Genomic DNA, 22,929 nt, shown 5'->3' with positions numbered 1-22,929 from the left:
CTTTCTATTTATTGAGTTGATGTAAAAATTCTTTTACGGTCTGCATATCATCAAAATCATGACGTACACCTTTGATTTCCTGATATGTTTCGTGTCCTTTACCTGCAATAAGAATAATATCATTCCCTTGTGCTAACTGACATGCTGTTTTTATTGCCTGTTTTCTGTCTGTAATTGAAATTGTCTTTTTAAAATTCTGTGGCTCAACTCCTTTTTCCATTTCACTAATAATAATATCTGGATCTTCACTACGAGGATTATCTGATGTTATTATCACTTTATCACTCATGGTTGATGCTATATTTGCCATTATTGGTCTTTTTGCCCTGTCTCTGTCTCCTCCACAGCCTACAACGGTAATTAACTGTTCATTCTTAGTTCTGATATCATTAATCGTTTTCAGTACATTTTCCAGTGCATCCGGTGTGTGTGCATAATCTACAATTGCTGTGATCTTTTCATCTGAAACAATAAACTGAAATCTTCCGGAAACACTTTCCAGTTCGCTCAGTAATCTTAATACTTCTAAATTATCCAGGCCTAACTGTACTGCTGTACCATAAATAGCCAATAGATTGTAAGCATTAAAAGTCCCTATTAAGCGTACCCATACTTCCTGATCATTAATTTTCAGCAATAATCCTGTCAGCTGATTTTCTAATATCTGTGCTCTGTAATCTGCATATGATTTCAAAGCATATGTAGACTTCTGTGCTTTTGTATTCTGTAACATTACTGCTCCGTTCTTATCATCAATATTAGATAAGGCGAACGCTGTTTTTGGTAAATTATCGAAAAATGATTTTTTCACATCCCTGTATTCTGCAAATGTGGCATGATAATCCAGATGATCATGCGACAGATTTGTAAATACACCTCCTACAAATTCTAATCCTTCTGTTCTCTGTTGGTGGATTCCATGGGAACTAACTTCCATAAAACAAAATTCAACTCCGGCATCACTCATTTCTTTTAAGTAATGATTGATCGTAATTGAATCAGGAGTGGTGTGCGTTGCTTTATACTCCACATCATTCACTAAATTCTTCACTGTTGAAAGTAATCCTACTTTATAACCGGCAGTTTTAAACAACTGATATAATAAGGTAACAATAGTGGTTTTACCATTCGTTCCGGTAACACCTACTAATTTCAAATTATGAGACGGATTCCCAAAGTAGTTTGCTGCCATAAAAGCCAATGCTTTTTTAGTATCTGCAACTTCTATATAAGTAATCCCTGTAACAATATCTTTAGGGAATTTTTCACAAACAATAACAACAGCACCTAAACGGATTGCTTTTTCAATATATTCATGTCCGTCTGAAACAGTTCCTCTAATAGCAATAAAAACATCATTTGATTCAACTTTTCTTGAATCAAACTCAATTTTTTCTATAGCAATATCTGTTGTGCCTTTTACAGCCTCAATTGCTACTTTAAATAATATGTCTTTTAGAATAATCACGATAATTCTAATATTATGGTTTTGTTCTTATCTACTCTGTTTCCCGCTTCTAAGGATTGTTTTCTTACTTTCCCAATCCCATATGCTTTTACTTTCATTCCCAGATTCTCTAATAATGCTACTGCATCCATTCCGGACATTCCGTAAACATCTGGTATCACATTTCTTTTTTTCTGAACCTGTGTATAATAATTTTCAAAATTCCGATCCTGAATTACAACATTTTCATCTATTTCTTTTACTTCATTAGTAGAAGGTACATCTGTAAATATTTTTTGTGCAATTCTTTTAAAAACAGGTCCTGAAACATCTGCTCCGTAATAACCGTTTTTAGGACTATGAACAATAACAATACAGGAATATTTTGGCTTATCCGCCGGGAAATAACCCACAAAAGAGGACGAATAATACATCCCGCTTTCTATGTTCTTTCCTTTTCCGTAATTTACCTGAGCAGTCCCTGTTTTTCCTGCCATTGAAAATTCTTTTGAATACAACTTTTTACCTGTACCTTTTTTCACTACATTTTCTAATACGGCTCTTACTTTTAATATCGTTTCTTCTGAACAAATTTTTGGATTAACAACTTCTTTATCAAATTTTTTAATCGTTTTATTCCATTCTTTTATCTCTTTCACAAACATTGGTTTCACCATTTCACCATCATTTGCAACGGCATTATAAAATGTTAGCATTTGTAACGGAGTTAATGAAACTCCATAACCATATGCCATCCACGGCAAAGAAATTCCGGACCAACCTTTTTTCCCGGGCTGTGGTATAAAAGGAATTCCTTCTCCTTTAAAAGGTAAACCCAACGGTTTATTTAATCCCCAGCTGTTTAAGCGATTGATGAATTTTTTTGGGTCACTTTTATAATTATCATTGACTGCCTGAGCCATTACGGTATTGGATGATAACTCAAAACCTCTGGCTAAAGAAACCTTACCGTAACCTCCTCTTTTTGAATCCCTTACTTTTCTGTTATAATAACTTACTACTCCATCATGGGTATCAAATACTGCACTTGTATCTATCTTCTTGTCTTCCAGTAAAGCAATTAACCCGGCTAATTTAAAAGTCGAACCCGGTTCGTGAGATTCTCCTACTGCATAATTCACCGTTTCATAATAAGATCCATCCGAAGCTCTCCCTAAATTAGAAATTGCTTTAATTTCTCCTGTATGGGTTTCCATTACCACTACACAGCCATGATCTGCTTCATGCAACTCCAGTTGTTTTAACAAGGCATGATGTGCAATGTCCTGAATGTAAACATCTATAGTCGAAATAATATCATAACCATCCTGAGGTTCTATCTCATTATTATCATTAATCGGTTTCCACTGGCTTTTGGCTATCTTCTGTTTTAAAATCTTACCATCTTTACCATTAATATATTCTCCAAAAGCCCCTTCGATTCCCACTCTGGTATATTTACCGTCATCACCCATTCTTTCATAACCAATCGTTCTTTCAGCAATTTTCCCGATAGGGTGCTCTCTTATAGTTCTCTGTTCTGTAATAATCCCTCCTTTATAGGGTCCCAACTTGAACAAAGGGAAATTTTTTATTCTGATATATTCTGTATAACTCAGATTACGGGCTACTAAATAATATCTGTTTTTATGCGCTCTTGCTTTTGACAGTTCAGACTGATAAAAACTACTTGATTTACCGAACATTGCAGCCAATGAATCAGATAATGCTTTACTGTTCTTTTCGAAATCTTCATTTTTAGAAGCCAGTGCATCAAATCGTATATTATAATTAGGTATAGATGTAGCCAGTAAACTTCCGTCTGCTGAATACACATTTCCCTTATTAGCAGGAATAACAAAATTCTTTACCGTTCTCTCTTTTGCCAGATTTCTATAATAATCGCCTTCCACCCACTGTATATTAGTAAGCTTTACAACGATTCCTATTGCCATCATTAAAATGGCAAAAGCAACGAGGTAGATTCTGTAAGAAATATTTTTATCTTCTACTCCCATAATTTAAGTTTCTCAAACCCACTTTTTTCCTTTTTTAAAACTTTAATCTTCTGAGGTGGAACTGAAGAAGGGAAAACCCCTCTTTTTTCCATTTTTTCTGAAACTGTCGATTCCATTTTTAATTTCATCAATTCGGAACGAACATCTACAAATTCGGATCTTAATTCTTTAGTCTGATTCCCTAAATCATTGATCAAATATATTTTTTGTTCAAAACGATGTGTATTAGCAATCATGATAATAGCAAGAGAAATTAGAAAAACGATAAATCCCCAGTTTTTAAAGGCATCATCATTAATCAGAAATTTCGCTTTTAATATGCTATATATCTGCTCTCTCATTTTTATTTCTTTTCTGCCACTCTTAACTTTGCGCTACGAGCTCTGTTATTTTCTTTTATTTCTTCTGCATCGGGAACGATCAGTTTTTCGATCATTTTAAAAGGAACACTGAAATTTCCATAAAAATCTCGTTCAGGCTCTCCTTCAAACATCCCGTTTCTCATATATCTCTTTACTAATCTGTCTTCAAGAGAATGATAAGATATCACACTTAATCTTCCTTCCGGTTTCAACAACTCTAACGACTGTTCTAAAAACTCTTTTAAAACATCCATTTCCTGATTTACCTCAATTCGAATTGCCTGATAAATCTGCGCCAATATCTTATGGCTTTTATGAGCTGGTAAAAATCTACTCAAAACTAATTTTAATCTTTCTGTGTTTTTAATAGGACTCTGGCTTCTGGCTTCTACAATCACACTTGCAATTGCAGCTGCATTTTTCAGCTCGCCATAATCAAAGAATATTCTTTTCAAATCGGCTTCGTCATATTTATTGACAACCTCAAAAGCATTCAGTTCATTCTTTTGACTCATTCTCATATCCAGCTCCGCATCAAAGCGAGTTGAAAATCCTCTTTCAGCAACATCAAACTGATGAGACGAAACTCCCAAATCTGCCAGGATACCATCTACTTGTTTAATACCATGAAATCTTAGAAAACGTTTTATAAATCTAAAGTTCTCATTAATCAGAACAAAGCGTTCATCCGGCAAAGCATTTGCCAGAGCATCTTCATCCTGGTCAAAAGCAAATAGTTTTCCTTTTTCTCCCAGCCTGCTCAAAATCTCTTTTGAATGTCCTCCCCCTCCAAAGGTTACATCAACATATACCCCGTCAGGCTTTATATTCAGTCCGTCCACTGATGCTGTAAGCAAAACCGGATTATGATATTCCATTGTCGTCATCATTTAAATTTCCCATTACATCTTCTGCTAAATCAGCAAAATCAACTACTGAATCATCGATCGATTTTTCATACAGATCTTTATCCCAGATCTCTACAATATTTACCGCTGAAGACAATACTAAATCTTTAGAAATGTTTGCAAAAACAACTAAATCTTTTGGAATTAAAAGTCTTCCTGTAGTATCTATTTCAATTACCTTTACGCCTGCTGTAAATCTTCTGATGAAGTCATTGTTCTTTTTTATAAATCGGTTCAGTTTATTAATTTTCTGCATCATCAGATTCCACTCAACCATTGGATACAACTCTAAACAAGGCTGAAACACAGAACGTTTCAAGACGAAACCGTCTTGTAATGAAGTGGACAACTGCTTTTTTAAAGGAGCAGGCAACATCAGCCTTCCTTTAGCATCCACCTTACATTCATATGTTCCTACTATGGTATTCAAGCACTTAGAGTTTTATCGATTACTAAGCAAATATAGAGAAATATTTACCACAATTTACCACAATCCCCCACTTTGTTGATAAGTTTTACCACCGGAGTTAAAAAATGGTTAATTATAACTAGGTCAATTAGTTGTAAAAAAATTAAGATTATGATAATTTGATAAAACAATATTCAAAATATCACAAGAATTTTACTCTTTTTCTAAACAATACAAAGCCATTTAAAAACTTTTAGAAAAATCATCAAAAACCTCTTTTCAAATACAACTTTCTGATAAATAAATCATTGGGTTTCTCAAAAGAACCTTAAAGAATCATATTTTTTAAATTAATAAAACAAAAATTCATTTTTCACTATAAAACCTTATATTTGTGTGAATTTGAAATTGCTTATTTATTCATGGCGCAAGATTTAAAAAAAGAAGGAAAATATAAATATTTTGAAGCAGGAGAAGGTGTTCCTATTGTCATTTTACACGGATTAATGGGCGGTTTAAGTAACTTTGATGGTGTTGCTGATTTTTTTCCGAATAAAGGATATAAAGTGGTAATTCCTGAATTACCGATTTATACCCAGAATATTTTAAAGACCAATGTAAAGGCTTTCGCTAAATATGTGAAAGATTTTATTACTTATAAAGGATTTGATAAAGTTATTTTATTAGGTAATTCTCTAGGTGGACATATTGCTCTTTATCACGCAAAAATGTACCCGGAAAAAATGCTTGGACTAGTAATCACAGGAAGTTCAGGGTTATATGAAAGCGCAATGGGAGACAGTTATCCCAGAAGAGGCGATTACGAATATATAAAAAAGAAAGCGGAAGATGTTTTTTATGATCCTGCAATTGCGACCAAAGAAATAATTGATGAAGTTTTTGATATGGCAAATGACAGAATGAAACTAATCAAAACTCTGACCATTGCTAAAAGTGCCATTAGACATAATATGGCAAAAGACTTACCAAAAATGACTGTTCCAACCTGTATAATATGGGGAAAGAATGACAAAGTGACTCCTCCGGAAGTTGCAGTCGAATTTGATACCTTGTTACCAAATTCAGATTTGTACTGGGTAGACAAATGCGGTCATGCTGCTATGATGGAACATCCGAACGAGTTTAACGAACTGCTTCTTGAATGGTTGCAGAAACGAAACTTTAAAGAATAGATTTTAGATTTGAAAAATCATTTCTGACCAATTTACACACTACATTATGAAAATTAATACTGCTGAATTTATCATTAGTAATTCCGAAGTAAGCAAATGCCCAAAAGAATTTATCCCGGAATATGCTTTCATTGGCAGATCAAATGTAGGTAAATCTTCTTTGATCAACATGCTGACCAATCATAAGAGTTTAGCAAAAACCTCAGGAAGACCGGGAAAAACACAACTTATAAACCATTTCAAAATCAACGATAACTGGTTCCTTGTAGATCTACCTGGTTATGGATATGCAAAAGTTTCTAAAAAAACAAAAAGCATTTTTCAGCAGTTCATTACCGATTATTTTGAAAAAAGAGAACAATTAGTCTGTGCTTTTGTTCTAATTGATATCCGACTTGAAGCTCAGAAAATAGACTTGGAATTTATTCAATATATGGGTGAAAGCGAAATACCTTTCTGTCTAATATTCACTAAAGCAGATAAGATCAGCAGAGTAAAAGTTGATTCTAATATTGCTGCCTACAAGAAACAGTTATTCGCTAATAACTGGTCTGAAATGCCTACTTATTTTGTTACTTCCTCTACGGACAAAACCGGTCGTGATGAAGTCCTGAATTATATAGATGAAGTAAATCAGGAAGTTTTTAAAAATAAAGGATAATTTGAAAATTTACGATATCCTGCAAGGTCTTTTTTGACCTTGTAAGTATAATGGAATAGACAATTACAATATTAGATAGACGATTTATCACTGCTCTGCAAAATTTCCAAATTCAAAGGTGTGAGAGTACGGTATTCCAACCGAAAATAGTACAGGATATTAATTTACTACAATATATATGACTTACTCTGCAAAATCTTTTTATTACCTTGCAACCTAAGTTTGTTTCTAAATGAATTATGATTCTCATACCATTTAGGAGATATATAAAATAAAAAAAGGGTTTATTCTTCTAACAGTTTTCTTTTTTAACTACTTTAGTGAAAAATAAATCTCAAAAAATAGAATTATTTTTATTCTGTAAATATTTAATCATCCCATGAAGAATTCCATCGCTTATCTGCCACAAAAGAAACAAAGAGACCTCCTCCGTTTTGTAGAACAAATAACCACAAGACTCCCAAAAACTCAAATGATTATCCTCTATGGAAGCTATGCCCGGAACGAATATGTAGACCATGACGAAAGAGTAGAGTTTGGCATTCCTACCTCCTACAGAAGTGATTATGATATACTCGTAGTAACAGAAAAAGTAACAGAACAAAGAGCAACCAAGATTCTTGATGCAATCGATAATATGTATTATCAGGATCCAGACTTACAAACTCCCGTTGAGTTTATACATGAAAACATTCATCGGTTAAATGACTATATTGATGCAGGCAGATATTTTTATACCCAAATCAAAGAAGAAGGGATTGTACTTTATGACACAAAAAAACATACCCTTGCAGAGCAACGTCCGCTTCGTTTTGACGAAATAAAACAACAGGCTGAAGAATATTTTAAAGATAAATTTGATAGAGCAACTAGTTTTTTAAAAGGTGTAACATTCTATTTTTTAGAAGAGGATTATAAAATGGCTTCTTTTCATCTTCATCAAGCCTGCGAAAACAGTTTTCAGACGATCCGATTAGTATATACGCTAACCAATCCAAAACTACATAATTTATCCAAAATGTTTTCTTTCATAAGGAAATATTCATCAAATTTACCGCCTATTTTCCCCAATGATACTCCCGAAGAAAAACGATTATTCGAACTCCTCAAAAGTGCCTATATCGAAGCCCGTTATAATCCGCAATTCATAGTAACAAAAGAAGATATTGACGCACTGTTACCCAAAGTAAAACGTTTGCTTGAAATCACAAAGCAAATAAGCGAAGATAAAATCGCAGAATACGCAAAACAGATTTAGTTTAATTTGGAGCTATTCCTACTTTATTCCCTTTTATTTATTGTTTTTTCAGATGAGGTCATGAACCTCTTTTTTTGGAAAAAGATTTTTATAGGGTTTCGCTTTTATCTCTCCATTTCATTACGAGGATATCAGCTCTATCAGGGCTAAAATCTCCTAACAGGTTAAAAAGAAACCTACCGTCTGGACATATCTTTAAATAATATCTAACCTTGCGGATTCAAACCCTTGAAATACCTTGTAGGTATAATGGAATAGACGACATATAATATTAAATAGACGACTTATGATCCTGCTCTGCAAAATTTTTAACTTTTCAGGTGTGTTTAAAGATCCCTTACCTTTGTAAAACATCATAATCAATTGACCAATAACGTCAGTCGGAGACTGACCAACGCATTCTCAAAATTAGAGATTTTACGAAGCAAGAAGCAGAGAAATCGAATAATCAGAATACATTTTATTTTTTCAATTCCAATTTTTCCGCAAAGTAATCACAGAAATCCTTCATTGTTGCTGACATTTTCTCATCATCTGTTGCTCTTTTAAAAGTATCAGACATTGCAACTAATGTCTGATGGAAGAAAATTTTCATCTCATCTACAGGCATCTCTTTTGTCCACAGATCAATTCGTAATGATTCTTGTTTTTTACTATCCCAGACGGAAAGCATAACTGCTTTTGTTTCTTCAGATTTTATTCCTCCATCATGCGCAGTCCAGTATAATTTTTCAGGAACACGATTCTCGTCTAATTCAACTAAAAACTTTATTTCAGAAGTATATTTTTTTGACATTATTTTTTCGGTTTGTATTTTGACTTTTCAAATATTTCTTTTGCATCTAATTGCAATAATTGCTGCAAAGATACATCATTATTTTCCATATAAGAACGTACGATCTGCCATCCGATCCATGTTCCCACACGTCCGGGCGAACTATTATCTATTTCTAAATAGAATTTAGAGAAGGGAGCCGGATTGATAAACCGCATCCCTAATTTCGAGTCTGCATCATATAATAATTTCTTTTCGATCAGATAACGCCACATCTGTTGCTGATTCTCCTCACACCATACAATCTGTTCAGGTGTATACCCTATCTTATCTGCATCAGAATATCCCGGCAACAATATATCTTTTAAATATAAAGATCTTCCCGCATAGATCATCTGTGATAATAATGTTCGGTCTGTTGGTCTTTTAATTTTACCATATGAAAAACTGGTAACGATATCCGGCATGATCTGAGAACGTTCGAAAGTCTGTTTATAATATTCCGGAAATTCATAAAATTTATGTTCTTTTCCCAGATACAAATCTAAAGAAATCAGAATGAGACTATCTGCATAAATAGCTTTACTTTCATAATCCATTTCTGAAATAAGAGTAATAACTTTTTCAGGACGCTCTTCAGGGAAATAATATTTGATATGCTGAAACAGCAATTTCAATTCTTTTTTTAAAGGTTCTATATCTGAATACTTTTTCTGCACTTCTGTATATAGTTCTCTTAATAAAGGGTTATTCATTTTATTGATCCAGACCGTATCTTCATTTCCTTCTGGAAAAAAATAATAAAACTGTTCTTTTATTCCGGAAAGATCGGCTTCAACTGCTTCAAAAAATATCTTATCAAAACGTTCTATTTTAACATCAGCAGGAATAGCTTCAATTTCCTTTTCAAGATCATTCTTTTTATCACAGGATATTATTATAAAAAGAAGAGCAAAAACAAACAGATACTTTTTCATTAGTAGATAATTTTATTTGAGAAACATTAAACGGAAATACTTCCTAATTCGTATTGTTTTTATAATTTTATCGAAATAAAACGATTTTGCAAATATACATTGCTGATTTTAAAATTCTTGAAAATATTATGTCTAAAAAAAAAACTTTCCAAGCTGAAAAAATAAATGATCTAATTGTAAACTGGTTAAAAGAGTATGCAGTCGCTGCAAGAGTAAAGGGCTTTGTTATTGGGATTTCCGGAGGAGTCGACTCTGCTGTAACTTCTACTCTCTGTGCACAGACCGGCCTACCGACACTTTGTGTTGAAATGCCCATCCACCAACCGGAAAATCATGTCAGCCGTGCTAAAGAACATATTATACAGCTTGAAAAAAGATTCAAAAATGTAACCCATACAGAAGCAGACCTTACTACAGTATTTGAAACTTTCAAAAATGAAGTCCCGGATATAGTGGATGAACAAAAATATCATTTAGCACTGGCAAATACCAGATCCAGACTACGAATGACCACTTTATATTATTATGCTGGAATACATAGCTTGTTAGTTGCCGGTACTGGAAATAAAGTAGAAGATTTTGGTGTTGGTTTTTATACTAAATATGGTGATGGCGGTGTTGATCTAAGTCCAATTGCAGATCTGATGAAATCAGAAGTCTTCCTCTTAGGCTCCTTTTTAAAAATCCCGGAATCTATTCTGCACGCTACTCCAAGTGATGGATTATTTGGAGATGACAGATCCGATGAGGATCAGTTAGGTGCTAGTTATGATGAATTAGAAGAAGCAATGATCGCAGATGAAAACGAAAAAACAGCAGATGATTTTGCCGGAAGAAAAAAAGAGGTTTTTATTATTTATAAAAGGCTGAATGCTATAAATCAACATAAAATGACTCCTATCCCTATCTGCATTATCCCTATAAATTTGAAATAATTTCTTATAGCAATTAACTGTTAATTAACATATATTTCCTTAACTTTACAGTGGAAGAATTTTGTTAATCTAAATTAAATCGCTATGCTTAGAGTCTGTTTAGCTGATAACCAGCCCGTTGTACAATATGGAGTAAAAACCTTTTTCAAAGGTCATTCTGACATAAGTATTGTTAATGTTGTTGATAATTTTAACACATTGCAAGAAGTTTTGAAAAAGAAAAGTATTGATATTCTAGTTTTAGATCTGGAGCTGGAAGGGCTTTCCAGTATCAACCTTGTGAAATCACTGTTGAAAGAATTCCCAAATACTAAAATCATAATTTACACTAATTTATCTGAACAGATATATGCTCCTAACGCCTTAAAAGCCGGAATTTCTGCTTATATACATAAAAATTCTGAGTTAGAAACACTTTCTGATGCAATCATAAAAGTAAAACAGGGTGAAATTGTATTTAGTGAGACTATTAAACGAAATCTGACCTTAATCAGTAAAAGAAATAAAACGGATCGTTTATACAGAAAACTTTCTACTCGTGAAATCGAAGTGCTACGCTATCTGAGCGAAGGAAAGAAAAATAAAGAAATTGCGATTATACTGAATCTGAACGAAAAAACGATCAGTACTTATAAACTACGTTTACTAACGAAATTACACGTAACTAATCTTGTAGATTTAGTAAATAAGGCCAAAAAACTGGAGATTGTTTAGGTATTAAGTATCGTTATATCAATGATAGCGTGACATTACTCTACCTAATTTTAACGAAAATGAATTGATCAGCTTATGATAGTCCATTGCCATAATTAAGGTTTCAGTATTATCTGAGTCAGGATTTGGAGTAATATTACTTTTTAGATCTTCTATGATTTTATCTACCAGATACCATCGTAGTGTCAAAATAGTTTCAGACACGTACTGACCGATTGACTCATCTTTCTGTTTCACAAAGATTTGTTGCCCTTCCCAGTTATGTAACGATAGTCTCTCATCTTCCATTAAAATGTCAGTGACTTCTTGTGCCAGTTCTGGTTGCATTTGCATCAGGTACTGTTCCATATTAAAGGTCTCATTTTGATGGTAGTAATTGATCAGATCATCATAAATATCTCTGAACAAATTATTTGCCAGTTCAACTTCGTCTTCTTGCAAACTCAGATAAATACGCTGATATACTTTATAAATATTTTTCTCGACCACATTTTCCATTTCTCCTTCACTATTCGTTTTTAGCAAAACATCTTCAAATTCTTCTTCAATATTACCATACAGTAAAAGAATCTCAATAATCTTTCTTTCCAGCTGATACAAAATGTCTACTTTAGAAACTTCTGGTCTTTCATTTTTAACAACATCAAAAGCTTTCTGTTCCTGTTTTATTCTCTTACTCACATCTGTAATATCTTTCTGAACTAACTGTGCTAAAGTGTTCGACAAAACCTGTTCTGAAATATCCATTATTTTAGCACATTCCTGTAAATAAATCTCACGCTGGATGCGATCCGGGATTTTAGAAATACTAACCACCATATCCCGAATTAATCCCGCTTTTTTAACAGGATCGTTCTGTGCTTCATCCATCAACAGAGAAGCTTTGAACTGAATAAAATCTTTTGCATTGGTTTCCAAATAAGCAACCAACTCTTCATGAGAATTCTTTCTGGCAAAACTGTCAGGGTCTTCCCCATCAGGAAAAGTACATACTTTCACATTCATCCCCTCTTCAAGAATCAGGTCAATACCACGAATAGAAGCTCTTAGTCCTGCTGCATCCCCATCAAAAAGTACAGTTATGTTTTTTGTCAGACGATTGATCAATCGAATCTGATCCGGTGTTAATGCTGTACCGGAAGAAGCCACCACATTCTCTATTCCTGCCTGACTGAACTGAATAACATCCGTATATCCTTCTACTAAATAACAATTATCAGATTTGGCAATGGATTGTTTTGCATGAAAAATACCATACAATATTTTACTTTTATGATAAATTTCACTTTCAGGAGAATTCAGATATTTAGCTGCTTTGGTATCGCTTGTCAGTATCCTTCCTCCAAAACCGAGAACACGTCCGGACATACTCTGAATAGGAAACATAACACGTCCTTTAAATCGGTCGAACTGTTTTTCTTCTTTGACAATGGTCAGTCCGGTCTTATCTAAATATTGTAACTGGTATCCTTTTCCCAGAGCTTCTTTTGTGAAAGCATCCCAGGATTCCGGTGAATATCCCAAACCAAATTTCTTAATGGTCTCACTAGTAAATCCTCGCTCTTTGAAATAAGAATATCCTATTGCTTTTCCTTCTTCTGAATTTAATAATATATTCTGAAAATATTTTTGTGCATATTCTGAAACAAGATACATACTTTCACGCTCATCAGTCTGTGCTTTTTCTTCGTTAGTCTGTTCTGTTTCTTCTACTTCAATATTGTATTTTTTTGCTAAATACCGAATGGCTTCGGGATAGGTAAAATGTTCATGCTCCATTAAGAAAGCAACAGCATTTCCCCCTTTTCCGGAACTGAAATCTTTCCATATCTGTTTTACGGGTGATACCATAAAGGATGGTGAGCGCTCATCTGAAAACGGGCTCAGTCCTTTGAAATTACTTCCAGCTCTTTTTAACTGGACAAAATCGCCAATTACCTCCTCTACGCGGGCAGCTTCGAAAACAGAATCTATGGTGCTTTTTGAAATCATCTTTTGAATAGCAAGATAACAAAGATACAAAGAGTGTCTTATTCTAAATTTTAAATACTGAATTTAAATAACTTTTCTCTTTGAAAACACTCAACTATTTAAAATTGGTATCTACAGCTCCAGTTATTAAGTCAATAACACCCTATTTTTTACGCTCTATAACATAATTTACCATCAAAATCAAGGCATCCTTATAAGGCGACTGAGGATATATATCTAATAACAAAAGGGCTTCCTGCTGAAACTGAATCATCTTTTCTTCTGCATAGAATAATCCTTTTTTATTTTTCACAAACTGAATAACTTCTTTTACCCTATTCTTATCTTTATTATGATTTTTAATGGAATTAATCGCCCAGTTTTTTTCTTTATTAGTGCAATTATTAAGAGCATAGATGAGAGGCAGTGTCATTTTTTGTTCTTTAATATCAATACCTGTTGGTTTTCCGATAGCATCATCCGTATAATCAAACAGATCATCCTTGATCTGAAAAGCCATTCCTATAAGCTCTCCAAACTTACGCATATTCTCTACCTGTGTATCATCATCTTCTTTAACCGCACGAGCGCCTAGAGCACAACAGGCAGCTATTAACGTGGCTGTTTTTTGTCGTATAATTTCATAATACACCTCTTCTGTTATATCTAGTCTACGGGCTTTTTCAATCTGAAGTAGCTCTCCTTCACTCATTTCGCGAACAGCAACAGATATAATCTTTAAAAGATCAAAATCACCATTATCAATGGAAAGCAATAATCCTTTGGAAAGCAAATAATCACCAACTAAAACGGCTATTTTATTTTTCCAAAGTGCATTTACGGAGAAAAACCCACGACGACGATTACTATCGTCTACAACATCATCATGCACTAAAGTTGCAGTATGAATCAGCTCAATAACAGAAGCGCCTCTGTAAGTACGTTCGTTTACTTCTCCTCCTGAAACCATTTTAGCAGTCAGGAAAACAAACATGGGACGCATCTGCTTCCCTTTTCTGTTTACGATATAATAAGTAATTCTATTTAGCAGAGCAACCTTTGAAGACATGGACTGATGAAATTTTTTCTCAAAAGTTTCCATCTCATTAAATATCGGTTGCTTTATTTGTTCTGTTATTTTCATTGTAATTCAAATATACTACTAAGTTTTATTGTGACAAATGTCTGTTATAGTAAATCTTTTACTCTGTTATCACTTTAGCTCTTCAGCTTCTTTATTTGCTAACTGTCCACAGGCTGCATCAATATCTTTTCCACGACTGTGACGTACTTTTGCTACAATATTATGTGCTTCTAATGCTTTGATATACTTCTCTATCACAATTGGATCTGCCTGCTGAAATTCTCCGTCATCAATAGGATTATATTCAATCAAATTTACTTTACAGGGGACATATTTACAAAATTTAACTAACGCATCTATTGCCTCTTTAGTATCATTAATTCCTTTCCATACTACATATTCATATGTAATTCTGCTTTTTGTTTTTGCATACCAGTATTCTAATGAAGCTCTTAAATCTGCTAACGGAAAATTCTCGCTAAAAGGCATAATCTTAGAGCGTACCTCATCTATTGCGGAATGTAAAGAAACTGCTAATTTGAATTTCACCTCATCATCTGCCAGTTTTTTAATCATCTTTGGAACTCCTGAAGTAGACACAGTGATCCTTTTTGGAGACATTCCTAATCCTTCTGGAGAAATAATCATATCAATTGCCTTAATGACATTATTATAATTCATCAAGGGTTCTCCCATTCCCATAAATACAATATTAGATAAAGGACGATCATAATACAGACGACTTTCATTATCTATCGCAACGACCTGATCGTAGATCTCATCGGGATTCAGATTACGCATTCGTTTTAATCTTGCTGTAGCACAGAAATTACAATCCAAACTACAACCCACCTGACTTGATACACAAGCTGTTGTACGGGTTTCTGTAGGAATCAGAACAGATTCTACAACCAGTCCGTCATGTAATCGTACCGCATTTTTTACGGTCCCATCACTGCTACGCTGCATCTGATCTACTTTGATATGATTAATCACATAATGTGCTTCAAGCATCTGTCGGGTCATTTTGGTAATATTCGTCATATCCTCAAAACGATATACTCCTTTACCCCAAAGCCATTCATATACCTGATTACCGCGAAATGCTTTATCGCCATTAGCAACAAAAAATTCGCGTAACTGTTCTTTTGTTAAAGCCCTTATATCTTTTTTCTTCATTTCCATGCTGTGCAAAAGTACTAACTATTTTTAATCTGATGGTTCGATTATTCGATATTTAGATATTTCGATTATTCGATTACTCTGTTTGTTCTCTCTTTCAGGCTCTGTCTAATGTTTAAAAATCAGATATTTTTTTGAAAGGTGTATACGCCTTTCAAACTTATACTGTAAAACAGACAACACGCCTAATAATATTGTTTTTAGCATTTTGAATAAGCCAATAATAGAACCATCTAAAAATCCAGAGATCAAACAGAATTTTATTAAGTTTGCAAAAAAAATATCATGCATTTTATTTCTCACGATCTTGAAGATTATGTAGTAGCACATTCTGAAGATGAACCTGCTTTATTAGCGGCACTTTACAAAGAAACATACCAAAAAGTTTTACAGCCCCGCATGCTCAGCGGTCATTTTCAGGGAAGGGTTTTAAGCATATTATCTAAGATTATTAATCCTGTAACGATTCTGGAAATTGGCACATATACCGGTTATGCTACTTTATGTTTAGCAGAAGGGCTACAAAAAGAAGGTGTTATACATACCATAGATATTAAAGAAGAACTGGTAGATTTTCAGAAAAAATATTTTGATCTTTCTCCATGGGGAAAACAGATTATACCCCATTTGGGGAATGCTGTTACTATTATCCCAACTCTGAACACAAAATTTGACTTGGTTTTTATTGATGCGGATAAAGAAAATTATCTAAACTATTTTGAACTGGTTGTTCCAAAAATGAATAAAGGAGGGATTATTTTGTCTGATAATGTATTATGGAGCGGTAAAGTTCTGGAGTCAATAGATCCAAAAGATAAAAGCACTAACGTATTACTAGAATATAACCGAAAACTCAAAGAGGATCTGAGAGTGGAAACGGTTCTTTTGCCAATACGTGACGGATTAACAGTATGCAGAGTTCTTTAATGTACTTCTGACTGTGGGAAATATCTTTTTTTAGCTATTTTATAGATTTGAAAAACAAACAGTGCTGTCAGTGTTCCCCAGGCGAAACCACAAAGTATATCTAATGGAAAATGTAATCCTAAGTAAATTCTGCTATAGGCAAATAGCAACGGCCACAGGAATATAAGTCCAATATATTTAAAATAAGGTTTTAATATCAGATACAGGAATAAAGCAGACGCAAAAGAATTTGATGCATGTCCTGAAATAAAGCTAAATGATTTTCTGGAAATAATGATTCGAATATAACTGTTTATTTCCGGGTCATTACAGGGTCTTAATCTCTGAAAACCGTATTTGAATAAATTTGTAGTCTGATCAGTTAATGTTATTAAAACAGCAATAGATATAAGTACCAAAAGGGAGTGCCTCCACCCCAGCTTTTTAAAAACAAGATAAAAAAGAAATATGAATAATGGAATCCAGTTTATCTGAGAAGTAATTATTTTCCAAAAAGGATCATATTGTTCTGAACCTAACCCATTCAAAAAAACAAACACCTGTTTATCAAATCCTATTATTTTTTCAATCATTTTTATAGCTGGCGTTTAATAGGTCCTGTAACATTTTCATCAACTCCTTCTTTCAGTTTTCCTATTTCCGAATTAATCTCTTTTGTAACATCCGTAAGAGAAGTATCTATTCCACTTTGTTCTGCGCTTTTCTGAATCTCATTTTTAATATCTTCTGTAGCGTTTTTCAACTGTCGCATTCCTTTACCTAGCTCACGTGCGATTTCAGGAACTTTATCTGCTCCAAAAAGCATGACAACTACAACTAAAATTAAAATTATTTCTGAACCTCCCATAAACTAAATTTTTATTAGATTTCCCTTTCGGGTAACAAAGGTAATTAAAATGTTTCTTTTAAAAATTAATCACCATTTAAAAAGCACAATTAAAGTTTCGTTAAAATCCAGTCAAATCCATTTTCTGAATCTTCTGACTTTATTACAAAACCTGACAAAACCATAAAAACAGAAATTCAGTACTCATTCACAAAAAACAATGCGTATAAAGTCTTTGACTTTTATCAACTCACTCTTTAGCATTAAAATCTTGACTCTTGACTCTTTCTTCTTGATTCTCAAATTGACTATTTATTACCTTAAACTTCCTCGCCATATCGACTAAGGAAAATTTAATCAGTGACTTATCTCCTTTTGCCAGTATTTTTACAAATTCCCGGTCTTCAATACAATAATACTGAAAGGCTTTGATATACTCTGTTGGAATCTTTATCTGATTTATATAAAATTCTTCCCCAAATAAAATTTGTAAATCTTCTAAATCAGAATTTTTCTTTTCTACTGCCAGGTTATCCTTTAACATTGAAGTTCTTCCACTAAAAGCATTTATCAATCCTCCTAACCCTAAAGAAGATTCCTGATTTAATCTTCGTTCAGCTACTGTTGGCAAAACCATATCTTCCTGAATAATCCCTAAAGATTTTGCTGTGATTTTTGATTTTGTCACAACCACTTCATCTAGCTGTGTGACCACCATTCTCATATCAACAATAAATATCATTTCTTTAAAATCTTCTTCCTTTAACGTAATCTGTCTCATTTTCACTTGATTACCAGAAAAAATAAGAATATCTCCTTTTTGTGCAGAAATGGTAAAATAACCTGAATAATCTGTCGTAACTTCTTTTTCTGTATTCAGATTAATTACTTTTATAAGTCCTGATGAATTTCCCTCAACAGCAACTTTTCCATTCAGCATCTTTCGGATATCTTCCTGTGCTAAAAGATTCTGAAACAAAAATAAAACAAACACACAGAATATCTTTTTCTCCATAATTGTCCCAATTTATACTTTTGGAAAAGATCTTAATTTATTGTTTCTCGTAATCCTATAACTCGTTATATTCAATTGCCAATTCTCCTATCAGAAACCGGGCTATTATTTTATTTTTGAATTTAATACTTTAATGAATTTTTCATCTAACAATATAATATTTGTAAAAGTATCTGTAGAGCCTCTAAATTTAATATTAATGAGTTGATAAAGTTATGTTAATATAGTACAATCGACTATCCGCAGCTTCAATTTTGCTAATCCTGATCTATTAACAGTAACTTCTATTTAAATCAAGAATCAAACTCCTGTTAAGAAGTAAACTTTGTATTTTTGTATTTGTAACCCTGAAAAGAAAAAAATGAAAAAAGGAATCATAGCCAGTACTTCGACATTACATAATGGAGAATACTTAGAATATCTGTTACCTGTACTGAAAGAACATTTTAAATCCGTAACTACTCTTTTGTTTATTCCATACGCCAGACCTGGCGGTATATCACATAATGAATACACGGAGAGAGTAAAAACAGCTTTTTCAAAAATTGATATTCATGTAAAAGGAATTCATGAATATGAGAATCCGTTAGAAGCAATTGAACAAGCTGAAGGAATCTTTACAGGTGGTGGAAATACCTTTTTACTAGTTACTCAATTATATAAACTTGGACTAATAGAATCTTTGGCTGAAAGTCTTAAATATGGAATACCTTACCTAGGAACCAGTGCCGGCAGTAATATCTGCGGACTTTCCATGCAAACGACAAATGATATGCCTATCATCTATCCCCCAAGTTTTAAAACACTGGGATATATTCCTTTTAATTTAAATCCTCATTATTTAGATCCGGATCCGAATTCCAGCCACATGGGAGAAACCCGTGAAACCAGAATTAAAGAATTTCACCAATTCAATCACATTCCTGTATTAGGACTAAGGGAAGGAAGCTGGTTAAAAGTTGAAGGTGGTATTATCACACTAAAAGGGGATTTATCGGCTCGTCTTTTCAGATATAACGAACCTCCGGAAGAATTAGAACCGAACAGCGATCTAAGTTTTATAGGTTAAATTATAGAAAAGGATCTAGAGGAAAGAAACAAGAATCAAAAACAAAAAGCCGAAACTTTCGTTTCGGCTTTTAATTACGAGCGGGAGACGAGGCTCGAACTCGCGACAACCAGCTTGGAAGGCTGGAGCTCTACCAACTGAGCTACTCCCGCGTTATTGTGATGCAAATATAGACATTTATTTTACTTCTGTGCAAATTTCTGATGTATTTTTTTCTGTTTTTTTTATCAGAATGCACTTATATCTTTTTAATTTATTTATTGCCAAACAGTTGCATCTACTCATTTTTTTAATTTTTACCTGTTTTTAAATGTATAAGAAAAAAATTGTAACTTTAAACGATGCAATCTTAAAGTACAATATACATAATGACCAAGATAATTAAACCTATTTCCGCATTTGAAAGCTATTCGGTAAGACATCCGGTATTAAGAAAAGGGAAACCTGTTGAAAGCTGCCACTTTGAAGGGGATACTCTGCCTTCAACCTATCATTTCGGATTATTCATAGATGATATACTTGTTGGTGTTGCTTCGTTATTTAAAAATAAGAATAAACTTTTTGAGGAAGAACAACAATACCAGCTCAGAGGTATGGCAGTTCTACCCACTCATCAGAGACAGGGACTTGGAGAGGATTTGATCTACGCCACTGAAAAGTACGTCAGAGAAAACAATGGTGAAATTATCTGGTTTAATGCCCGAGCCGCAGCTGTTAATTTTTATAAAAGATTAGGCTATGAGCTTATCGGAATGCCTTTTGACATTAAAGATATAGGAACACATTATATTATGAGTAAGAATTTTTAATCTAAAACTTTAAACTATTTTGTGTATGAAACTATTCTACTCTTTATTTTTAGTAGGTATTTTAGTAGGTTGTAAAAAAGAGAACACAGTAGCATCTGCTGAAAATATTTCAGTGATTCCGTATTCTAAAATTTCAAATCATGATTTGAAAAGGCAGTCCATTGACTCGATTGTTTTAGCTACTATTCAGGATAAAACTATTCTTTCATTTTATAAGTCATTTAATAATGAAACAGTCTGGATCTCTGAAAAAAACCGAAAAGAATTGATTGAAAGTCTTATAAAATCAGACAAAGAAGGCTTATCTCCCGGAGATTATCCTATTAAAAAACTGAATGATTTTGAAAATAAAACAGATTCTTTAACAAAAGAGCAGATAATAGAGTACGATCTGTTACTAACAGAAAACTTCTATAAATATATATCTGTACTGACCAACGGAAAATTAAATCCTAAGAAACTATATTCTAACTGGGATCTAAAACCAAATACCATTGAATCTGAAAAGATTCTTACTACTGCCTTAAAGGATAACAAAATCGGAGAAGCTATTAACCAGAGTAAACCTCAGCATATTGTTTATAGCAGACTAAGAGATGCTCTTATTTTTATTGATAAATTCCCAAATGAAAGTTTTGAGAATATAAAACTTAAAGAAAAAAAGCTGGTTTTGAATGATTCCAGTACAACTTTAATTCCGATCAAAAAAAGACTGATCTACTGGAAAGATCTGAAAGCTCCCGACTCTCTTACCTCTGTATATGATACAGTCACTTTTAATGCAATTAAAAAATTCCAGACAAGACATGGTTTGGATAACGACGGCGTAATCGGTTCTGGAACGATTGCCGCTTTAAATGTTTCAAAAGAAAAAAGAAAAGAACAAATCATCGCTAATTTAGAACGCTGGAGGTGGTTTCCTAAAAATATGGGCGAAAGTTACTTTATTATCAATATTCCGGATTATACTCTTCATGTTGTAAAAGGAAAAGATACGACCCGTACTCATAAAGTAATTGTAGGTACAGCAAAAAGACAAACACCGGTTCTGAGTTCTAAACTGAACTATATCGTTTATAATCCTACCTGGACTGTTCCTCCTACTATACTGAAAGAAGACCTGATTCCTGCTACATCAAGAAATACAGGGTATTTAGACTCCAAGAACATCACTGTTTATGACAAGAATAATAATGTTATTAACGCCATCAACTGGAAAGCAGAGGATGCACGCGGTTATCGTTATGTTCAGAGCCCGGGCAGTTATAACTCACTGGGACGAGTTAAAATCATTTTCCCAAATACTTTTTTAGTCTATCTGCACGACACAAACAACAGAGGACTGTTCAATAAAGCAAACAGATCAATCAGTTCCGGCTGTGTACGCGTTGAAAACCCTATGCAGTTAACGGAATACATACTGAATGATGCAACCAACTGGAATCAGAAAAAAATAGATGAAACTCTGGCTACTAAAAAGACCCAAAATGTAAATATCAAAGATGATATTCAAATTCACTTATTATACTGGACTGCCTGGATGAATACTCAGGAGTTACAATTCAGAGAAGATATCTATAAACTAGATAATAATTTATATAAAAAACTAAGAGAGTAATTTAATAGGTGTCTGGTTATCTCTGGACGGATGATAAATAAACAGACAGGATTTTCCTTTGATCGTTTCAATGATCTCATCTTTTAAATCCATTGGAATAGCCGGACAGCCTTCACTTCTCCCCAGTCTTCCATTATTTTTAATGAATCTGTCTCCAACATAGTTAGCTCCATGAATAACAATTGCTCTGCTTCGGGCATTATCGTTGATCCCTTTTTCCAAACCATCTAATCTTAAAGATAATCCATGTTTACCATTATAGGTTTCTGATGCAGCATAAAAACCTAAACTACTCTGATAAGAACTGACTTTATTTGAAAACTTATTTGCAAACTCTTCTCCTGTATTTCTTCCATGAGAGACTAAAGTGTTATAAAGAACCGTATTAGTAGCCATATCAATCACCCAAAGTCTTTTCTTATTAGCAGAAAGACTAAAGTCTATTAACGTCAAAATGTCTTTTTTGATGATTCCTTTTTCTTTCAGTAAATAAAAACCTTCAATGGCTTTTTTAAAACTTTCCAGTTGAGGTAAAGCAAAATTATTTGCATCTAAATTATAATAGAGGTTTTCAACTTTTGAAATTGCTTTTGTTTTTGAAACACTAGCAATCAGTACGGTATCTTTTTCTTTTGTAATATTTAATTCTAATCTGTTTGGTGTGAATGAACTATTCGGTGTAAACGATGTCAAAAAAAATAATATAACAGGCATTATCTTGTAAATCATTGTATCTCTTTCCTTTGTGTTATTAATTTTTAGTCGGCAAAA

At 33.3% G+C, this 22,929-nt stretch carries 23 protein-coding genes and 1 tRNA gene; 9 read left to right on the top strand and 15 right to left on the bottom strand.

Going from position 1 to position 22,929, the window contains the following annotated elements:
• Positions 1–4: 4 nt before the first annotated feature.
• Genes AC4FQX_RS13295 through mraZ form a run of 5 tightly spaced genes read right to left on the bottom strand, consistent with a single transcriptional unit; the run spans position 5 to position 5,165 of the window.
• Positions 5–1,468 carry a UDP-N-acetylmuramoyl-L-alanyl-D-glutamate--2,6-diaminopimelate ligase gene (locus AC4FQX_RS13295; RefSeq protein ID WP_491168197.1) on the bottom strand — a complete coding sequence of 488 codons (1,464 nt, stop codon included), beginning with the start codon at positions 1,466–1,468 and terminating at the stop codon, positions 5–7.
• Complete coding sequence (locus tag AC4FQX_RS13290) at positions 1,465–3,465, bottom strand: penicillin-binding protein (protein ID WP_491168196.1); 2,001 nt, start codon at positions 3,463–3,465, stop codon at positions 1,465–1,467. The genes AC4FQX_RS13295 and AC4FQX_RS13290 overlap by 4 nt, the downstream gene beginning before the upstream one ends.
• Positions 3,456–3,806, bottom strand: coding sequence for an FtsL-like putative cell division protein (locus AC4FQX_RS13285; protein WP_491168195.1), 351 nt, complete (start codon positions 3,804–3,806; stop codon positions 3,456–3,458). Before AC4FQX_RS13285 ends, AC4FQX_RS13290 begins: the two co-directional genes overlap by 10 nt.
• A 2-nt stretch (positions 3,807–3,808) precedes the next feature.
• Complete coding sequence (rsmH, locus tag AC4FQX_RS13280) at positions 3,809–4,717, bottom strand: 16S rRNA (cytosine(1402)-N(4))-methyltransferase RsmH (RefSeq protein ID WP_491168194.1); 909 nt, start codon at positions 4,715–4,717, stop codon at positions 3,809–3,811.
• On the bottom strand, positions 4,692–5,165 hold the full coding sequence (gene mraZ / locus AC4FQX_RS13275; RefSeq protein ID WP_491168193.1) for a division/cell wall cluster transcriptional repressor MraZ: 474 nt from the start codon (positions 5,163–5,165) through the stop codon (positions 4,692–4,694). The genes rsmH and mraZ overlap by 26 nt, the downstream gene beginning before the upstream one ends.
• A gap of 401 nt (positions 5,166–5,566) precedes the next feature.
• On the opposite strand from mraZ, the gene AC4FQX_RS13270 reads away from it, so the two are divergent.
• The 3 genes from AC4FQX_RS13270 (at position 5,567) to AC4FQX_RS13260 (ending at position 8,256) form a co-directional block, all read left to right on the top strand.
• Positions 5,567–6,337, top strand: a complete 771-nt coding sequence (locus tag AC4FQX_RS13270; RefSeq protein ID WP_491168192.1) for an alpha/beta fold hydrolase — start codon at positions 5,567–5,569, stop codon at positions 6,335–6,337.
• A 46-nt stretch (positions 6,338–6,383) separates the two neighbouring features.
• Positions 6,384–6,998: a ribosome biogenesis GTP-binding protein YihA/YsxC gene (yihA, locus tag AC4FQX_RS13265; RefSeq protein WP_491168191.1), complete on the top strand. Its 615-nt coding sequence runs from the start codon at positions 6,384–6,386 to the stop codon at positions 6,996–6,998.
• Between the two features lie 379 nt (positions 6,999–7,377).
• Positions 7,378–8,256, top strand: a complete 879-nt coding sequence (locus AC4FQX_RS13260) for a HEPN domain-containing protein (protein ID WP_491168190.1) — start codon at positions 7,378–7,380, stop codon at positions 8,254–8,256.
• A gap of 460 nt (positions 8,257–8,716) precedes the next feature.
• On the opposite strand, the gene gldC is transcribed toward AC4FQX_RS13260, so the two are convergent.
• Positions 8,717–9,052 carry a gliding motility protein GldC gene (gene gldC / locus AC4FQX_RS13255; protein WP_491168189.1) on the bottom strand — a complete coding sequence of 112 codons (336 nt, stop codon included), beginning with the start codon at positions 9,050–9,052 and terminating at the stop codon, positions 8,717–8,719.
• Positions 9,052–10,008, bottom strand: a complete 957-nt coding sequence (gene gldB / locus AC4FQX_RS13250; RefSeq protein ID WP_491168188.1) for a gliding motility lipoprotein GldB — start codon at positions 10,006–10,008, stop codon at positions 9,052–9,054. Before gldB ends, gldC begins: the two co-directional genes overlap by 1 nt.
• A gap of 128 nt (positions 10,009–10,136) precedes the next feature.
• Between gldB and nadE the strand changes: the two genes are divergently transcribed.
• On the top strand, positions 10,137–10,943 hold the full coding sequence (gene nadE / locus AC4FQX_RS13245; RefSeq protein ID WP_491168187.1) for an NAD(+) synthase: 807 nt from the start codon (positions 10,137–10,139) through the stop codon (positions 10,941–10,943).
• Between the two features lie 84 nt (positions 10,944–11,027).
• On the top strand, positions 11,028–11,657 hold the full coding sequence (locus AC4FQX_RS13240) for a LuxR C-terminal-related transcriptional regulator (protein WP_491168186.1): 630 nt from the start codon (positions 11,028–11,030) through the stop codon (positions 11,655–11,657).
• Between the two features lie 18 nt (positions 11,658–11,675).
• On the opposite strand, the gene dnaG is transcribed toward AC4FQX_RS13240, so the two are convergent.
• From dnaG to rlmN, 3 genes are all read right to left on the bottom strand, one after another.
• Positions 11,676–13,649, bottom strand: a complete 1,974-nt coding sequence (dnaG, locus tag AC4FQX_RS13235; RefSeq protein WP_491168185.1) for a DNA primase — start codon at positions 13,647–13,649, stop codon at positions 11,676–11,678.
• 142 nt (positions 13,650–13,791) lie between these two features.
• Positions 13,792–14,772, bottom strand: a complete 981-nt coding sequence (locus AC4FQX_RS13230) for a polyprenyl synthetase family protein (protein ID WP_491168184.1) — start codon at positions 14,770–14,772, stop codon at positions 13,792–13,794.
• A gap of 69 nt (positions 14,773–14,841) precedes the next feature.
• Positions 14,842–15,897 (bottom strand): dual-specificity RNA methyltransferase RlmN, encoded by a 1,056-nt coding sequence (gene rlmN / locus AC4FQX_RS13225; protein WP_491168183.1) that lies wholly within the window; start codon positions 15,895–15,897, stop codon positions 14,842–14,844.
• Between the two features lie 282 nt (positions 15,898–16,179).
• On the opposite strand from rlmN, the gene AC4FQX_RS13220 reads away from it, so the two are divergent.
• Positions 16,180–16,821: an O-methyltransferase gene (locus AC4FQX_RS13220; RefSeq protein WP_491168182.1), complete on the top strand. Its 642-nt coding sequence runs from the start codon at positions 16,180–16,182 to the stop codon at positions 16,819–16,821.
• Here AC4FQX_RS13220 and AC4FQX_RS13215 read toward each other — a convergent pair.
• The 3 genes from AC4FQX_RS13215 to AC4FQX_RS13205 all read right to left on the bottom strand — a co-directional run bounded on the left by AC4FQX_RS13215 (position 16,818) and on the right by AC4FQX_RS13205 (position 18,662).
• The gene (locus tag AC4FQX_RS13215) at positions 16,818–17,393 is read right to left on the bottom strand and encodes a phosphatase PAP2 family protein (protein WP_491168181.1); all 576 of its coding nucleotides are present in this window, start codon (positions 17,391–17,393) and stop codon (positions 16,818–16,820) included. The two genes, AC4FQX_RS13220 and AC4FQX_RS13215, sit on opposite strands and share 4 nt — an antisense overlap.
• Positions 17,394–17,395: 2 nt before the next feature.
• A complete protein-coding gene (locus AC4FQX_RS13210; protein ID WP_491168180.1) occupies positions 17,396–17,668 on the bottom strand; it encodes a Sec-independent protein translocase subunit TatA/TatB in 273 nt (90 codons plus the stop codon).
• Between the two features lie 229 nt (positions 17,669–17,897).
• On the bottom strand, positions 17,898–18,662 hold the full coding sequence (locus tag AC4FQX_RS13205) for a hypothetical protein (RefSeq protein ID WP_491168179.1): 765 nt from the start codon (positions 18,660–18,662) through the stop codon (positions 17,898–17,900).
• Between the two features lie 361 nt (positions 18,663–19,023).
• On the opposite strand from AC4FQX_RS13205, the gene pepE reads away from it, so the two are divergent.
• Entirely contained in the window at positions 19,024–19,731 is a 708-nt protein-coding gene (pepE, locus tag AC4FQX_RS13200; protein WP_491168178.1) for a dipeptidase PepE, read from the top strand.
• 79 nt (positions 19,732–19,810) lie between these two features.
• Here pepE and AC4FQX_RS13195 read toward each other — a convergent pair.
• A tRNA-Gly gene (locus AC4FQX_RS13195) sits at positions 19,811–19,883 on the bottom strand.
• Between the two features lie 216 nt (positions 19,884–20,099).
• Here AC4FQX_RS13195 and AC4FQX_RS13190 point away from each other — a divergent pair.
• Positions 20,100–20,540 (top strand): GNAT family N-acetyltransferase, encoded by a 441-nt coding sequence (locus AC4FQX_RS13190; protein WP_491168177.1) that lies wholly within the window; start codon positions 20,100–20,102, stop codon positions 20,538–20,540.
• A gap of 25 nt (positions 20,541–20,565) precedes the next feature.
• Positions 20,566–22,158, top strand: coding sequence for a L,D-transpeptidase family protein (locus tag AC4FQX_RS13185; RefSeq protein WP_491168176.1), 1,593 nt, complete (start codon positions 20,566–20,568; stop codon positions 22,156–22,158).
• On the opposite strand, the gene AC4FQX_RS13180 is transcribed toward AC4FQX_RS13185, so the two are convergent.
• Positions 22,147–22,887: a murein L,D-transpeptidase catalytic domain family protein gene (locus tag AC4FQX_RS13180; protein ID WP_491168175.1), complete on the bottom strand. Its 741-nt coding sequence runs from the start codon at positions 22,885–22,887 to the stop codon at positions 22,147–22,149. The genes AC4FQX_RS13185 and AC4FQX_RS13180 overlap by 12 nt on opposite strands.
• Positions 22,888–22,929 lie beyond the last annotated feature (42 nt).

The organism is Flavobacterium sp. AK-301, from assembly GCF_058310215.1.
This window is presented reverse-complemented; position numbering and strand designations above follow the sequence as displayed.

Coding starts and splice junctions, on each gene's coding strand:
- rsmH (WP_491168194.1), bottom strand. CDS start 4,717: ATGATGACGACAATGGAATATCATAATCCGGTTTTGCTTACAGCATCA.
- AC4FQX_RS13210 (WP_491168180.1), bottom strand. CDS start 17,668: ATGGGAGGTTCAGAAATAATTTTAATTTTAGTTGTAGTTGTCATGCTT.
- AC4FQX_RS13270 (WP_491168192.1), top strand. CDS start 5,567: ATGGCGCAAGATTTAAAAAAAGAAGGAAAATATAAATATTTTGAAGCA.
- AC4FQX_RS13215 (WP_491168181.1), bottom strand. CDS start 17,393: ATGATTGAAAAAATAATAGGATTTGATAAACAGGTGTTTGTTTTTTTG.
- AC4FQX_RS13230 (WP_491168184.1), bottom strand. CDS start 14,772: ATGAAAATAACAGAACAAATAAAGCAACCGATATTTAATGAGATGGAA.
- yihA (WP_491168191.1), top strand. CDS start 6,384: ATGAAAATTAATACTGCTGAATTTATCATTAGTAATTCCGAAGTAAGC.
- dnaG (WP_491168185.1), bottom strand. CDS start 13,649: ATGATTTCAAAAAGCACCATAGATTCTGTTTTCGAAGCTGCCCGCGTA.
- AC4FQX_RS13185 (WP_491168176.1), top strand. CDS start 20,566: ATGAAACTATTCTACTCTTTATTTTTAGTAGGTATTTTAGTAGGTTGT.
- rlmN (WP_491168183.1), bottom strand. CDS start 15,897: ATGGAAATGAAGAAAAAAGATATAAGGGCTTTAACAAAAGAACAGTTA.
- AC4FQX_RS13180 (WP_491168175.1), bottom strand. CDS start 22,887: ATGATTTACAAGATAATGCCTGTTATATTATTTTTTTTGACATCGTTT.
- AC4FQX_RS13240 (WP_491168186.1), top strand. CDS start 11,028: ATGCTTAGAGTCTGTTTAGCTGATAACCAGCCCGTTGTACAATATGGA.
- AC4FQX_RS13190 (WP_491168177.1), top strand. CDS start 20,100: ATGACCAAGATAATTAAACCTATTTCCGCATTTGAAAGCTATTCGGTA.
- gldB (WP_491168188.1), bottom strand. CDS start 10,008: ATGAAAAAGTATCTGTTTGTTTTTGCTCTTCTTTTTATAATAATATCC.
- AC4FQX_RS13285 (WP_491168195.1), bottom strand. CDS start 3,806: ATGAGAGAGCAGATATATAGCATATTAAAAGCGAAATTTCTGATTAAT.
- nadE (WP_491168187.1), top strand. CDS start 10,137: ATGTCTAAAAAAAAAACTTTCCAAGCTGAAAAAATAAATGATCTAATT.
- AC4FQX_RS13290 (WP_491168196.1), bottom strand. CDS start 3,465: ATGGGAGTAGAAGATAAAAATATTTCTTACAGAATCTACCTCGTTGCT.
- AC4FQX_RS13220 (WP_491168182.1), top strand. CDS start 16,180: ATGCATTTTATTTCTCACGATCTTGAAGATTATGTAGTAGCACATTCT.
- AC4FQX_RS13205 (WP_491168179.1), bottom strand. CDS start 18,662: ATGGAGAAAAAGATATTCTGTGTGTTTGTTTTATTTTTGTTTCAGAAT.
- gldC (WP_491168189.1), bottom strand. CDS start 9,052: ATGTCAAAAAAATATACTTCTGAAATAAAGTTTTTAGTTGAATTAGAC.
- pepE (WP_491168178.1), top strand. CDS start 19,024: ATGAAAAAAGGAATCATAGCCAGTACTTCGACATTACATAATGGAGAA.
- AC4FQX_RS13260 (WP_491168190.1), top strand. CDS start 7,378: ATGAAGAATTCCATCGCTTATCTGCCACAAAAGAAACAAAGAGACCTC.